Origin of the sequence: Acinetobacter pollinis (genome assembly GCF_015627175.1) — a bacterium.
In the GTDB taxonomy this organism is placed as follows: domain Bacteria; phylum Pseudomonadota; class Gammaproteobacteria; order Pseudomonadales; family Moraxellaceae; genus Acinetobacter; species Acinetobacter pollinis.
This window is the reverse complement of record NZ_VTDQ01000007.1, coordinates 81,518-96,483: the sequence shown is the minus strand read 5'-3', so window position 1 is coordinate 96,483 and position 14,966 is coordinate 81,518. Positions and strand designations below refer to the sequence as shown.

At 36.8% G+C, this 14,966-nt stretch carries 14 protein-coding genes; 7 read left to right on the top strand and 7 right to left on the bottom strand.

What is annotated here, in order from left to right; all coding sequences use genetic code 11:
* Both pnp and I2F23_RS04895 read left to right on the top strand, forming a co-directional pair.
* Nucleotides 1-2,053: polyribonucleotide nucleotidyltransferase (pnp, locus tag I2F23_RS04900; protein WP_195771447.1), on the top strand; the 2,053-nt coding region annotated here is incomplete at its 5' end.
* Nucleotides 2,054-2,133: 80 nt separating this feature from the next.
* Entirely contained in the window at nucleotides 2,134-3,357 is a 1,224-nt protein-coding gene (locus tag I2F23_RS04895) for a magnesium transporter CorA family protein (protein WP_195771446.1), read from the top strand.
* 51 nt (nucleotides 3,358-3,408) lie between these two features.
* On the opposite strand, the gene I2F23_RS04890 is transcribed toward I2F23_RS04895, so the two are convergent.
* On the bottom strand, nucleotides 3,409-5,598 hold the full coding sequence (locus I2F23_RS04890; RefSeq protein WP_195771445.1) for a TonB-dependent siderophore receptor: 2,190 nt from the start codon (nucleotides 5,596-5,598) through the stop codon (nucleotides 3,409-3,411).
* A 237-nt stretch (nucleotides 5,599-5,835) separates the two neighbouring features.
* Here I2F23_RS04890 and I2F23_RS04885 point away from each other — a divergent pair, with 237 nt between their 5' ends.
* The gene (locus I2F23_RS04885) at nucleotides 5,836-6,687 is read left to right on the top strand and encodes a Cof-type HAD-IIB family hydrolase (protein WP_195771444.1); all 852 of its coding nucleotides are present in this window, start codon (nucleotides 5,836-5,838) and stop codon (nucleotides 6,685-6,687) included.
* A 10-nt stretch (nucleotides 6,688-6,697) separates the two neighbouring features.
* Here I2F23_RS04885 and I2F23_RS04880 read toward each other — a convergent pair whose 3' ends face one another.
* Both I2F23_RS04880 and I2F23_RS04875 read right to left on the bottom strand, forming a co-directional pair.
* On the bottom strand, nucleotides 6,698-7,021 hold the full coding sequence (locus I2F23_RS04880; RefSeq protein WP_195771443.1) for a chaperone modulator CbpM: 324 nt from the start codon (nucleotides 7,019-7,021) through the stop codon (nucleotides 6,698-6,700).
* Between the two features lie 11 nt (nucleotides 7,022-7,032).
* Nucleotides 7,033-7,941 (bottom strand): DnaJ C-terminal domain-containing protein, encoded by a 909-nt coding sequence (locus tag I2F23_RS04875; RefSeq protein ID WP_195771442.1) that lies wholly within the window; start codon nucleotides 7,939-7,941, stop codon nucleotides 7,033-7,035.
* A gap of 342 nt (nucleotides 7,942-8,283) precedes the next feature.
* Here I2F23_RS04875 and I2F23_RS04870 point away from each other — a divergent pair, with 342 nt between their 5' ends.
* Genes I2F23_RS04870 through I2F23_RS04855 form a run of 4 tightly spaced genes read left to right on the top strand, consistent with a single transcriptional unit; the run spans nucleotide 8,284 to nucleotide 10,594 of the window.
* A complete protein-coding gene (locus tag I2F23_RS04870; protein WP_195771441.1) occupies nucleotides 8,284-8,991 on the top strand; it encodes an MtnX-like HAD-IB family phosphatase in 708 nt (235 codons plus the stop codon).
* Nucleotides 8,988-9,824, top strand: a complete 837-nt coding sequence (locus I2F23_RS04865) for an alpha/beta hydrolase (RefSeq protein ID WP_195771440.1) — start codon at nucleotides 8,988-8,990, stop codon at nucleotides 9,822-9,824. The genes I2F23_RS04870 and I2F23_RS04865 overlap by 4 nt, the downstream gene beginning before the upstream one ends.
* Nucleotides 9,825-9,833: 9 nt before the next feature.
* Nucleotides 9,834-10,193, top strand: coding sequence for an EamA family transporter (locus I2F23_RS04860; RefSeq protein WP_195771439.1), 360 nt, complete (start codon nucleotides 9,834-9,836; stop codon nucleotides 10,191-10,193).
* Entirely contained in the window at nucleotides 10,190-10,594 is a 405-nt protein-coding gene (locus tag I2F23_RS04855) for a DMT family transporter (RefSeq protein ID WP_195771438.1), read from the top strand. Before I2F23_RS04860 ends, I2F23_RS04855 begins: the two co-directional genes overlap by 4 nt.
* A gap of 6 nt (nucleotides 10,595-10,600) precedes the next feature.
* On the opposite strand, the gene I2F23_RS04850 is transcribed toward I2F23_RS04855, so the two are convergent.
* From I2F23_RS04850 to I2F23_RS04835, 4 genes are all read right to left on the bottom strand, one after another.
* Nucleotides 10,601-11,491, bottom strand: coding sequence for a hypothetical protein (locus I2F23_RS04850; RefSeq protein WP_195771437.1), 891 nt, complete (start codon nucleotides 11,489-11,491; stop codon nucleotides 10,601-10,603).
* Nucleotides 11,488-12,561, bottom strand: coding sequence for a GNAT family N-acetyltransferase (locus tag I2F23_RS04845; RefSeq protein WP_195771436.1), 1,074 nt, complete (start codon nucleotides 12,559-12,561; stop codon nucleotides 11,488-11,490). Before I2F23_RS04845 ends, I2F23_RS04850 begins: the two co-directional genes overlap by 4 nt.
* A 9-nt stretch (nucleotides 12,562-12,570) precedes the next feature.
* The gene (locus tag I2F23_RS04840) at nucleotides 12,571-13,950 is read right to left on the bottom strand and encodes an aspartate aminotransferase family protein (protein ID WP_195771435.1); all 1,380 of its coding nucleotides are present in this window, start codon (nucleotides 13,948-13,950) and stop codon (nucleotides 12,571-12,573) included.
* 105 nt (nucleotides 13,951-14,055) lie between these two features.
* Nucleotides 14,056-14,808 (bottom strand): MipA/OmpV family protein, encoded by a 753-nt coding sequence (locus tag I2F23_RS04835; RefSeq protein WP_195771434.1) that lies wholly within the window; start codon nucleotides 14,806-14,808, stop codon nucleotides 14,056-14,058.
* Nucleotides 14,809-14,966: the final 158 nt, after the last annotated feature.

Sequence of the window (14,966 nt, the reverse complement as noted above, 5' to 3'; positions counted from 1 at the left end):
ATACCAAGTTGTTTTAGAAACGGGTCGTATTGCGCGTCAAGCAAATTCTGTTTTTGTGACAATGGGTGGTGTATCTGTATTGGTTGCTGTCGTTGCTCAACCGACTGCAAAAGCAGGTACAGACTTTTTTCCTCTCACTGTAAATTATCAAGAAAAGCAATATGCAGCGGGACGTATTCCAGGTGGTTATGGTAAACGTGAAGGCCGTGCTTCAGAAGCAGAAACACTAACATCTCGTTTAATTGACCGTCCAATTCGTCCATTATTCCCAGAAGGTTACTACAACGAAGTACAAGTAACTGCAACGGTTGTATCTTCTGACAAGACAATGGAAGCTGATATTGCAGCTATGATTGGTACATCTGCAGCGCTTGCAATTGCAGATACACCATTCCGTGGCCCAATTGCTGGTGCACGTGTTGGTTTAGTAAACGGCGAATACATTCTAAACCCTAACTTTGAGCAAATGGCTCAGTCGGATTTAGACCTTGTTGTTGCTGGTACTGAATCTGCGGTATTAATGGTTGAATCTGAAGCGAAAGAGCTTTCAGAAGACCAAATGCTTGGTGCGGTACTTTACGGCCACGATGAAATGCAAATTGCGATCCAAGCGATTAATGAATTTGCTGCGGCTGTAGGTACAACAAAGTCTGAATGGACTGCGCCAACTAACGATGAAGAACTACGTACAAAACTGAAAGAAGCGTTTGAAGCGAAAATTTCAGAAGCATATACGATTGCCATAAAACAAGATCGTTATGCAGCACTTGGTGCATTGTATGAAGAAGCAGTTGCTCAGTTCGTACCAGAGGAAGATGAAGGCGGCAAAATTGCTGATGAAGTTAACTTCTTATTCGAAGATTTAAAATACCGTACAGTACGTGACAATATCTTGTCAGGTAAGCCACGTATTGATGGTCGTGATACGAAAACTGTACGTGCATTAGATGTACAAGCAGGTGTTCTTGATCGTGCACATGGTTCTGCGCTATTTACACGTGGTGAAACTCAAGCAATTGTGACAACTACGCTTGGTAATACACGTGATGCACTTATGGTAGATACATTATCTGGTACAAAAACAGATAACTTCATGTTGCACTATAACTTCCCTGCATACTCTGTAGGTGAAACTGGTCGTGAAACTGGCCCGAAACGTCGTGAAATTGGTCATGGCCGTTTAGCACGTCGTGGTGTACAAGCTGTACTTCCACCAATCGATCGTTTCCCATACGTGATTCGTATCGTATCTGATATCACTGAATCAAATGGTTCGTCATCAATGGCTTCTGTATGTGGTGCTTCATTATCACTTATGGATGCAGGTGTACCATTAAAAGCACCAGTTGCAGGTATTGCAATGGGTCTAGTAAAAGAAGGTGAGCGTTTTGCTGTACTTTCTGACATCTTAGGTGATGAAGATCATCTTGGTGATATGGACTTTAAAGTAGCAGGTTCTGAAAACGGTATTACTGCACTTCAGATGGATATCAAAATTGAAGGTATCACTGAAGAAATTATGGAAGTCGCTTTAAATCAAGCGTATGCAGGTCGTATGCATATCTTGAATGAAATGAATAAAGTAATTTCTCGTGCTCGTCCTGAAATTTCGGCTCACGCACCAACATTTGAAGTCATTAGCATTAATCCAGACAAGATTCGTGACGTAATTGGTAAAGGTGGTGCAACTATCCGCCAAATTACTGAAGAAACGAAAGCTGCGATTGATATTGAAGACAATGGTACAGTTCGCGTATTTGGTGAAACAAAAGCGGCAGCGAAAGCTGCGATTGCAAAAATCCAAGCATTAACAGCTGAAATTGAGCCAGGTAAGATTTACCAAGGTAAAGTTATCCGTATTGTTGAGTTTGGTGCATTTGTAAACATCATGCCAGGTACTGATGGTTTATTACATATTTCTCAAATTTCTAACGAACGTATTGCGAATGTAACGGACGTATTAACTGAAGGCCAAGAGCTGAAAGTACAAGTACAAGATGTTGATAACCGTGGTCGTATTAAACTTACGATGAAAGATATCGAACAAGCTTAAATATGTTTATGAAAAGCCCGCTTGATGCGGGCTTTTTTTATGGCATCATGTATAGCACGATGAAAAATTTATAATTATTTATGCAAATTTACTATTTTTACCATCATCCAGATGATAATACGATTTTTGTTTCTCAACAGAAGCATGAAAATTGTGTTCTAAATTTCATGTGGATTGACAGTTTAAGAACTGAAGTTGTGGGGCGAATTGAGCATTGGCAAAAAGACGTTTTTGAACACACCCATATTACCATTAATGAACTGCATACTTCAGATATTTTAAATATCGAGCATCCATGTGGTTTTGATGTAATGGAAGAGTATGACTTTCTCATTTTTCGTAAACTGGTTACACCACACGACCATATCGGTTCAAATGATATGGGATCAGAACAGCATCAGAGTGAGTTTGGTCTAATTACAACACCTGTAAACTTTATTATTGCACCTAAAGCATTAGTGACAGTAAGAGAGGATGGGAATAAAGCAATTCAAAATTACATTGAGCGACTGGTTGGATTAATTGGTAAAAAACCAAATGAACAGAATAAACAAAGAAAGTTACCTGTAACCTCTATTAATTTAACCTTAAGAATACTCAATAGTATGATTGATGATTATTTAGGATTAAGAGCACCTTTGACACGTCGTGTCGAATATTGGCAAAAAGAGTTATTGCAAGGAAAGCATTATTTTCATCAATGGCAGCAACTACTTGAAGAAAATATGGCTTTTCAACAGGTCGAAAATTTATGTGAAGAGCAGATAGAAACTTTGCAAGAGCTTAGAGATGAAACTGTAGAAAATTATCACCATCTCTCGCAAGATAGTCATTTTGAGTCTTTAGATTTGGTTCTTGTACGTATTAATGACTTAGCCAGTCATATTGAGCGTATTCAAAAACATACTGCGCGTTTAAGAAGTTCGATTCAGGCTGCAATAGATTTACATTTTTCCGCGATATCGAACCAGACCAATGAAAATATGCGTATTCTTGCAATTATTACCGCTGTTTTTGCACCTTTAACATTGCTTACTGGGATTTATGGAATGAATTTTGAATTTATTCCAGGATTAAAATCACCTCAAGGATTTTGGATGATGCTTGTGGCAATGCTTTTATGTACAATATTACTTATTTATTATTTTTATCGCCGTCATTTGGTTGGACGCAGTGAAAAAAGTGTTCTGGACTTATTATCACAATCTCATGAACAAAAAGGTACGAATTTTCTTTCATTGTTAGATATGGACCCAATTAAACAGAAGATTAAAGAAGTAGAGCAGTTTGCCAAGAGAAAGTAAGTCTCATTTTTCAGGTGTAGACAATGAACTACACCTGAAATTTTTAAACTATTAGTATTTCCAATCTACACGAAAGAGTAAGCTTCTTGGATCACCTATAAAATTGTTTCCGCCGTTCATACGTACTCTATTATTTTCGTAATAACGCTTATTCGTAAGATTCTCACCAATTAAATTAAACGATAGATTTTCAGAATAGCTATAACGTACATTTGCATTCCACAATGTATAACCGCCCTGACGAATATCATATAGACTACTGGTTTCTGTTTGTGTACTTACGCCTAGACCTGCTGACCATTGATCAAATACGCCTGGAAGTTGGTATTGAGTATATAGACGAAACATATGCTCAGGAGTATGTTTACTAAAATTACTTCCTGCGATATATCGTGAACTCTCAGTTTGTAGATATTTACTTTTATTAAATGTATAACCTGCAAAAATTGCTAAATCATCATTCACTTTTCCAGATATTTCAATGTCTACACCGCGACTACGTACTTTACCTTCAGGAATTGAAAAATTAGTGTTTCTAGAATCGGTGAGGGGGCGATTTTGTTGTTCAATATTAAATAATGCAAGTGATGCATTTAAACGGTGGTCAAATAGTTCAGACTTAATACCCACTTCTTGGTTTATGCCCACGACAGGTTCTAAAATTTCACCTGTGATTTGACGGACAGATTGTGGCTTAAATATTTCGGTATGACTGAGGTATACACTTGTATCAGGTGTAATATCGTAAGTTAAACCAAAATAGGGATTAAATTTCTTCTTTTTAACTTCGCGGTTCTTGGCATACTCACCATCTGGTTTACTGTTATAGATTTCGTAATAGGTTGAACCATTGCTAATAGCTTGTGTATAACGACCACCAAGAATAAAGTGAAAGTTTTCAGGAAAATTAAAACGTGTACCTAATGATGCGGCTTGTTGGACAACATAGTTTTTATAAAAAATATGGTAGCTTAGGTTTTTATTCCAATCAGGTTCTTGAATTTGAGAGGGAGAGAATGTCCAGACATTATATGCTGTATTATTAACAATGGATTTCCAATTAGATAATTCATATAAGCTACTATAGTCAAGCGTTGCAAATACGTCATGTGTCGCATTGAATAAAGAGTATTTACCATTTAAAGCAATTTTGGCAGTTACTTCGTCACTGGAGTTTTTATAGTTCTGATAATTATTGGTTTTTAAATTTGGATTATTTGTATTTATACCACTATAACTCGTTGTGAGTTGAGCTAAACCGCCAATCTTTTGTAAGGACTGATTCCAGTTGCTATTTAATTTAGCTGATATTTTCCAGTCGTCATTAAACTGATGTTCCAAATCTGCAAAAACATTGTATTTCTCTGAGTTTAAGGTACTCCAACTTGAGCTCAGATACGTATGGTTTGGCAAACCTGAATCTATTCCTCCTGTAGCCATAGGTATACCAAAGTAATCTGGCATATCATGTGTTTTTTGGTACATTGCACCAAGGCGTAGCAGGGTCGTAGGTGTAAGATCAAAATCTAATACACCATATAAAGTTCGTGTATCACTGTGAGCACTATTTTTAAATGAGTCTTGAGTTCCCCCAATTGCAACAAGACGTCCTCGAATAGTTTTATTACTATTCAAAGCACCAGATGTATCTATCATAGAGTGAACATTATTCCATTGCCCAGCCTGTACATAACCATGCATTTGAAAATTTTGTGTGGGATGTTTTCTAACTGCATTAATTGTTCCACCTGGTTCACTATTGGCTTGGGTTAACCCTGTTGCACCTCTAATGACTTCAATATGTTCATAAATATCTAAATCTGCTGAACTCGATGCTGTTCGGTTGGCATTGCTTGCTGAACCAGGAACGGTACTACTTAGACCATCTTCTTCAATTTGATCGATATAAAATCCACGAGATTGAAAGCGATATCTTCCAGAATCACGAATTACATTTATACCTGTTGTTTGCTTTAATGCTTTGCTTAAACTCGAAATCCCCTGATCTTTTATCTGTTCTTGCGTAATTACACTAATAGATTGAGGTGTTTCTTTAGGTTTCAGCTTTAGGCCTGTCGCTGTTTCTAAGGCAGATGAAGTTTCAGATTTAACGTTAATCGTTTCAAGTTGAGTTGTTGTTGCATCTTCTGCGTATGAAAAAGATGGTGAAAGGGCAAGTACCATGAGAATACTTAAACTCAATGGATGGCGTAAAAATTTTTGCTGACGGAAAGTAGACATAAAAATATAAATAATTACAAAAATATAGTGTTATTTTATATAAATGATAATAATTATCAATATTGTTATTAATTAATAACTGTGATGCGGATATTAGAAATATAAAAATATTAGAATTTTGTAATATTTAAGGTGAGATTATTCATAAGCACGTCATCTCTTGCTAAGATAATTTGAAAGTAAATTGAAATTAAAAAGAAATGATGTGAATAGTTTGTCTTAGCCTACGAGGTGCAAATGTCAATTAAATTAATCGCTGTAGATATGGATGGTACATTTCTAAATGGAGAAAAAAAGTACAATAAACAGCGTTTTCTTGCACAATTTCTTCAGTTACAAGCACGTAACATCCACTTTGTTGCAGCAAGTGGAAATCAACTTTGGACACTCAAAAACTACTTTTCAGATATTCAAGATGAGATAGCATACGTTGCTGAAAACGGTGCGTATGTGGTCGATGGTGTCGAAGAGGTAAGTTTTTCTCATTTTAGCCAAGATGCTGTAGATACCATGATTCATGATCTCTCTCAGCATTACGCCGATGGAATTATTCTGTGTGGGAAACAAGGGGCTTATATTGGGCCAGCAGTAAAATCTGAGGCCATGCCCAAGCTTAATAAATACTTTAAGCGATTAAAACAAGTTGAAGATTTAGAGAAGGTCGACGATCTCATTTGTAAGGTAACAATTAATACAACCTATTATGACTTTGATGAGTTGACCAATGATCTAAATGGAAAGTCATACATTCAATCTGGCGATGTAAAACTGGTTTCTAGTGGTTTTGGTTTTATCGATTTGATTGTGCCTAAAAAACACAAAGCCTATGGATTAGATTTTTTACAACAGAAATGGAATATTTCAGACCACGAAATCTTAGCCATTGGTGACAATAACAATGATATTGAAATGGTTTCTAAAGCAGGCTATGGATTTGCTGTAGAAAATGCGATTCCTGAGTTAAAAAAAGTTGCAAAATATATGGCAAAGCATAATGAGCAAGAAGCCGTTTTAGATGTTATTGATATTGTTTTAAAAGCAAAAGATGAAGAAGAGCTGACTCGTCTATGCGAAGCAGAAAGCGCATAGACGAACAAGTTTAAACATGCTTTGTCTTCTGACGGAGTATGTTTACTTCATCAATTAAATCTAACATGACTGAAACTGCAGGGAGCGAGGCTTCAAAGTCTCGTTGCAACCGATATGCTTTTCTGGCTCTTTGAATATCTTCTTGCAAAAAAGTGGGCGAAGCATGCTTTTTTGCCCTTTCAGGTAAAATGTCATATTCGATGAGCTGAATAATCCAATTAGGGTGTTGCCCACAAATTTCTGCAAATCTTTCTAAAGAAAACTCCTGATGTAGAACTTCTACATCATGATGAGTATGACTGGTCACTTCATAGTAATGTATACGACTTTTCATAGTTTCATCTCTTAATTTTTTCGTGGTTTAAACTGAGGAAAAACAGCCGCAAGTTTCTTGTAGGCTTCTTGCTGTTCGTGGGTTATTACCTCAGGTGCTTTAACTGTAAGTATCAGATACAAATGGCCTGGGGGTGAACTTGGAATCCCTTTGTCTTTAATACGTAGCTTTTGCCCATTCTGCGTGTTTTTAGGAATATTGACTTCAATCGTACTGCCAGAAGGTAATTGGACTTGAATTTTTTCGCCGAGTGCAGCTTCCCATGGAGTGATGGGTGTTTCTAAATATACATCTGTACCTTCCACATAAAGGTTTGTAGATTTTTGGTAGGTAATTTCTATATAAAGATCTCCATTTTCACCTCCATTTATGCCAGCTTGGCCTTGTTTTGAGAGACGAATTTGTTGACCAGATTTCATACCTTGAGGGATTCTGATTTCTAAAGTTTTTCTCTGAACTTCTGGTCTACCTTGTGGACTATAAGTAGGAACTTGTAAAGTAATTTGCTGTGTTGTACCGTGGTAAGCAACATCTATAGGAACTTCAATGGATGCATGTTGGTCTTCACCCTTAAATCCTCGATCTTGAAAGCCTCCACCAAAACCAGAACCAAAACGACCAAAAAGATCTTCGAACCCGTGAAAATCATGACTTTGCTGAAATCCTTGCTGATTAGAAAAACCATGCCCCCCTTGGAAAGCACCTTCTGGATGATCTAATGCGTAGTCATATTCTGCTTTACGCTCTTCTTGGCTTAAAATGTCGTATGCGGTATTTATTTCTTGCATACGCGCTTCAGCATCTGTTTCTTTACTAATATCTGGATGATACTTCTTTGCAAGTTTACGAAATGATTTTTTTATTTCATCAGGAGTTGCATCTCTATCAACGCCTAAAATTTCATAATAGTTTTTAGCCATAGTCATTCAACATGAATTGTTATTAAATTTTTATCCTGAATTTTATTATGTTGTGTATAAAAATAAATCAATAGTGTACGAATGTTTTATTATTGTTTCGAATAAAAGTACGCAGTTTATCTTTAAATATTTCTTTAAATTGATAGCTTGAAACGATTAAAAAACAGCAGTTTAATAATTTTAAGTAATTGATATATTTATGTATTTTCATTTTTTTTGAATTTAGGTTACATTATTTTTTTAACATATAAGCGATGTTTAATCAAAAAATGGTTATACTAGGCGGTTTCTGTTACTCAAATGTAAACAGAGAATTTTAAGAAATATGCTGAGAGAAAACCTATGCTTCTCATGAATGTTGAACAGTACCAAGAAAATAGCTGGAAAATTCTTTGTGATTTTGATGGTACGATTAGTTTGCAAGATACAACGGATGTCTTGTTGGAAAATTTTGCAGATCAAGGATGGGAAGAGATTGAACAGTTGTGGGAGCAGGGTGAAATTGGCTCTAAAGAGTGTATGCAACGTCAAATAGCATTGTTGAATGTCACCAAAGAAAAGTTAGAAGCGCTTGTACATCAGATAGAAATTGACGAAAGCTTTATTGATTTTGTTAAAGCTGCAAAAAAATTGGGTATTCCACTGACGATTGTGAGCGATGGCTTAGATATAGTTATTCGTCATATTCTCGCAAAATATAACTTACGCCATGTTCCTGTTATTGCCAACCAGTTAGAGCAAGTTAGTGAGCATCGTTGGCAGTTACATTTCCCGAATGCAACGAAAACATGTAAATCGCAGTCTGGTACATGTAAATGTAAGGTATCTCAAACACAGCATAAGCAATACAAAACGATTCTCATAGGTGATGGTCGTTCAGATTTTTGTTTATCTGAAGAAGCAGATTATGTATATGCGAAAAAATCCTTATTAAAGCATTGCCAAGATAATAATATTAAACATGTACCATTTTCTACATTTACAGAACTTACCAAAACACTAGATCAGTTTGTTGGCTTACCGCAATTAGATGCTAAGGTTCATGTATGATCAAAGATCACTCATTTTTATTAGAAGGCAATCGTACTGGTATTTTACTTATTCATGGACTGACGGGTACGCCTAATGAAATGCGTGGATTGGCACGTAAATTCAATCAACAAGGGTATACCGTTTATTCAGTTCAACTGGCAGGGCATTGCGGTACAGTTGAAGACCTTGTAGAAACCAACTGGAAAGATTGGTATGCAAGTGTATGTGCAGGTGCAGAGAAACTTAAACAATATACTGATGAAATATTTATTGGTGGGTTGTCTATGGGTTCTTTGTTGGCACTTAACTATGCCATTGAGCACCCAGAAGTTAAAGGTGTGCTGTGTTATAGCCCAACATTTAAATATGATGGTTGGAGTGTACCTTTATGGGGTAGACTTTCAGCACCATGGATATTGCCTCTAGTTTTTCATTTAAATATTCTACGTTCGAATATTCTTCATGAAGCAGAACCATACGGTATCTATAATGAAGCATTAAGAAAACGTATCGTTAATTCTATGAATCATGGTGACAGTAGTGAAGCAGGATTACCTGGTAACCCTTGGCATTCGCTATACCATATGCAACGGTTATCGGTACATGTTCGAAAGAATCTGCATAAAATTAAATCAGCGACTTTATGTCTACATGCTTATGAAGATGATATTGCACACCGTAAAAACAGTCAGCTTATTTATGATCGTGTGCAAGGCCCTAAAAAACTTGTATGGTTAAAGAAAAGTTATCATATGATTACTATTGATAATGATCGTCAGCAAGTGATTGATGAATCATTAAATTTCATTCATACATATAGTGTGTTGTCTCAAGCGTCTTCTGCTTCTTAAGGTATCTTTATGGAACCCATTGTTTTTATCGTATGGCTAGTTACCATTGCCGTAGATACTGTTGGGCAACTGGCTTTTAAAGCCATTGCTTTGAGAGGTGCAAACTATGAAGGGATGGAGCGTTGGGTTGCACTTGCTAAAATGCCAATGATGTGGTTAGGCATAGGTTGTTATGTTGTTGAGTTTATTGTTTGGTTGGCATTTCTATCTTTAGTACCACTCTCTGATGGGGTCATGCTCGGGTGTATTAATATTGTGGTCATTATGATTGCAGGTCGCTTATTCTTTAAAGAGAAAATAACAAAATATCGCTTAATGGGCGTATTGCTTATTACAGCAGGCGTTGCAGTGATTGGGATGAGTATATGAAACTATTTTACTTGGTTGGATTCTCGGTATTAATGCTGTTTGATACACTTGCTCAGGTAAGTTTTAAAATGGCCTCGAACCATGCAATGCCTCTGACATTTGATTTGCCTTGGCTATTTCGTATTTTTAGTAATATCTGGATTTACGGTGCATTATTGGGCTATATCGCTTCATTTTTTACATGGATGACTCTACTGGAGCGTGCCCCGATTGGCCCTGCTGTCGCCGCTTCTCATATCGAGCTGATTAGTGTAACGCTATTGTCTGTGTGGCTGTTTAATGAGCCATTAACACTGGTTAAAGTATGTGGAATGGCCTTAATTTTCTTAGGTGTTTTATGCTTAGCCAAAGGCGAAGCAGAAGAATTTAAAGCAGAGCAAATGACAAAGGAAACGCCTTAAATCAGGCTATTTCCATTTGTCTTGCATACGCTCGATGAGCCTCACATTGAGTGCTTGTTGTTCTTCTTGCCATGTCGTTAACTGATGTTCACTTGGTACTTCTTGATCATCTAACGAGCTGAGTAATCGCTTAAACCATTGCTTGTATTGGTAAAGTGAAATATCTCCAGTGATATCAGCACCCATAAGTTTTTGGTCGCATGCATCAATCAATGAGTTTAAGTGTTCTTCTGCAAAATAACCTTGATCCCAATTGGTTTGTACGACATCTTTAGAAAGTACATCTTTGTCTATAGATAAGTAGACAGGTAGGTCTACTTTTTCCATTTCAACTAAAAATGTTTTCATGAGTGAATCTGGTTCATCGAATGCATGCCAAGCAGATTTTGCACCAACCTTATGTAACCAACTCGCATTTTGTTGAATACTCCAATAATGCAGTTTGCCTTGACGTAGTGGTGACCAGTGGTTTTCCCAAGCATGTGCCAAGCCAATATCACTTGAGCCAATACCTAATACATCTATACGTGCCACATTTGGCAATTGGCTGGCCCAGTAGACCCATGAGCCACAATGAATACCAAAAGGGTAGCGCATATTATCTGGATGGTTATCACAAATAATTAGGTGTATTGGTTGTTCTTTATTAAGCCGAGACAATAACAAATAACTGAGGTGATGGTAATCGCCACTACCTAACAGGACACAACCCATTGCTTCTGTTGATGGAAGCTCATTTGAAAGTTTTTGTCCTAATGCTTCAAACGCTTGCCATTTACAACCAAAGCGAATAGTTTCTTGCTCACTTTGGAGAGGAATATTTGTCCATATTTGGTTTGATGCCATTGCTGAATCATCAAAGTTTAAAACGACTGGATGGCGTGGAGAGGTACTCATTTAGCAGTTTTCTCTTCTTGTTGTTGATGCCAATGAGCATCTGCTTCAAATAGATGTCTAAATCTTTTTAAAATAAAACGAAGTAATGGCGATTTGACCCATACAAGGTGCTGAGTAAATGTAAATTTTGCACCAAGTTGTGCTTTAACTTCTGGATCTGTCCATCCTGCCACATAATATTTTAAATGTTGGTTTTTCGCATAATCAAGATTAACAAACCAACTAATAAAATAGAGATTGTAATCAAGTGCAAGTGGGTAGTTCAGACCAATATATTTGTCTACAAGTTTGTCTTCATAAACATAGCAGATATTATAGCCAATGAGTGTTTCGCCTTTCCAATACATGAAAACTCGACCGCCGCTTTGGCTATCTTGTAAAATTTCTTGAAAAAATGCTTTGCTAAGCAAGTCAAAATGAATTTCACTTTGCTCGTATACTGCAAGATAAAGTCTATACAGTTGTTCTAAGCGCTCAGTATGATTAAAGTAATGGTCACCTGTTTGGTGAATTTCAACATTTAATTCATCTAAGCTACGGAGTTTACGTTTTAAATTTTTACGTCTGCTTTTTGACAATCTAGAGAGATAATCTTCTCGATCATTAAAGTCTATTTCGACATATGCTAAAGCTTGTCCTTCAACAGCCAAAAATCCTGCTTCTTTAGCCGATCCTATAAGTGCCGCACTTGCTTGGTTTTCTTCTTGTGTAAGCAGTGGTGAAGATAGTGGAAGATCTTTAATAATCGTAAGACTATGTTCGTGACTGTTCTTCTTTATGGTGTCTATTAGTGTCTCTGATGACGTGTCTTGAGGTATTGGTGTATATTCTGTGACTGTTGTGCCAATAAAGCGTGTTGGAAAATGAACAATTTTTTTCCAATAATGATAGCCAACCAAAGACTCAATTTTTTGACGCACAGGTGCATCAAGTGTTGTGAGTAAATTGAAGTTGGTAACAAAGTAATAAAGAGAGTTATCTAAAGTAGAGGCCTGAAAATCTTGAGGTGGATGCTTTAAAAAAGCATCCACAAGACGATTTGGTTCTACATGATTTAAACCATTGTCCATAAGAAATGTTTAGATTTCCTTTTTCGCACGGTTAAGCAATTGCTCAAGTAGTACAAGTGCTTGATCAATTTCAGCGCGTGAAATTTCGAGTGATGGTGCAAAAGTAATTACGTTTTTGTAATAACCGCCCACATCAAGAACAAGACCACATTTTTGACCGTTGTACTCTAGAGTACCTGATAGGCCAATATCTACCATCTTATCAAGCAATGCTTTGTTTGGTGTAAAGCCATCAGCTTCACAAATTTCTGCACGTAATGCTAAACCAAGACCATCGACATCACCAATTTCTACATGACGAGTTTGAAGATCTTTTAAGCATTCTAGGAAGTATGCACCACTTTCCATAATTTGCTTTTCATAGTCTTTTTCAGCAAGCATGGTCATCAATTCTAAACCAACAGCAGTACCGAGTGGGTTAGATGCAAATGTTGAGTGTGTAGAACCGACTGGGAATACTTCAGGGTTAATTAGAGCTTCTTTTGCCCAGATACCTGCCAATGGGTTTAGACCATTGGTAAGTGCTTTACCAAATACAGTAATGTCTGGTGTAATACCGAAATGTTCCCACGACCACAGTTTACCGGTACGGTAGAAGCCCATTTGAACTTCATCAACTACCAATAAAATACCATGGTCATCAAGTACTTTTTTCAAGCCTGTGAAGAAGTTTTTCGGTGGGATAACGTAACCACCTGTACCTTGAATGGTTTCCATATAAAAAGCAGCAAATTCACTTTCGCCTACTTTTGGATCCCAAACACCGTGGTATTCAGTTTCGAATAAACGTGCAAATTCTGCAATGAGTTTGTCGCCATACTCTTCAGCAGTCATACCTTTTGGACGACGGAATGGGTATGGAAATGGAATGAAGTGTGCACGATCGCCAAAGTGACCATAGCGACGACGGTAGCGGTAGCTTGAAGTGATTGACGACGCACCTAAAGTACGACCATGGTAACCGCCTTCAAAGGCAAGCATACGACTTTTACCACCAGTAAAGTTACGTACAACCTTAAGAGAATCTTCAATGGCTTGTGAACCACCAACATTATAGTGAATACGACCTGCTTCACCTGTTTTTTTGAAGATGTCTTCTGCGATGACTTTACTTAACTGAATTTTTGTTGGGTGTAAGTATTGGCTCGCAACTTGTGGAAGTGTATGAATTTGATCAATCAGCGCTTTATCTAAACGAGGATTCTTATAGCCAAAGTTAACTGCTGAATACCACATTTGAAGATCTAGGTAAGGTGTATCTTGATCATCGTAGAGGTAACTGCCTTCACAGTTTGTAAAGATTTTTGGTGGTTCTACATAGTGTACAGTGTCACCATGTGAACAGTATTTTGCTTCATCAAGCAACAGTTGCTTTTCGTTAATTGCCATAAGTCAGTCCTTATTGTGCTGATTTAGTCTAGAAGGTTTTGCAGTTAAATAACATATTATTTTTAACAAAACATTAAAGAATGTGAGAAATCACTCAATTTATAATTAAAACCGGTATAAAAATCCGAGTGACGTTGAAATATCCATGTGTTTTTCCACCATTGGACTATGGTACTGCTGATTTGATAATCCTGTGAATTGTAGGCCACCGTACAGTGTCCAACGTGAATTGAGTTGATATCCTGTGTCTAAGCTGAGGTACGGTTGTAAGCTTTGTTTAGGATGGTATTCTTTTAGACCACTGGTTTGTGCTTCTGTTGCACTTACACCATAGTAATAGTTGTTATACTTTTTACTGTTCCATTGAATGCCAAGTTCAGGTGCAAATGTCCACTGTCCATAATTAACTTCAGCTAAGTAGGCAAAAGTTGCAAAAGCGCCATGGCTCCTTGAAAGAATGTCCTGTTCGGCTTGAACTTGGAAACCACCATATTGAGTAATATATGTATAGCTACCGCCAGCCATCACAGATGGTTTTCTTTTATTGAGTGTTTTCAACTCATCAGAGGGTTTAAATTCACTAGAATCGTAATATAAATTAAATTTAAGTTTATGATGGTCTTGATTGAGACCATAAAAACCAAGCTCATCGCCATCTATATAAAAATAGCGAGAATCATAGAAGATCGCAGGAAGTACAGTATTTGGGTTGTTTTGATTTTTATAAGCTTGGAAATCGTAGGTATCTGTGAGTCCAATTTGTAGCTTGGAAGTGTCTGCAGCATGCAAAAAACATAAACTATTTGCCATGAGTAAAGTGGTTATTGTTAATTTCATGGCAGTTCGATTCATCTTCATGCATATTATCCAAAATTCAGAGCGTACATTCTAAGCGAATATGCCTGAAAAACAGAAGGCATCTCAAGCCTAATTATTGTTGTGATGTTAAAATTTAACAATAAAAATAAATATATTCATATTTTTTTAAATTATTTGCATGATAAGTAGTAAAATTG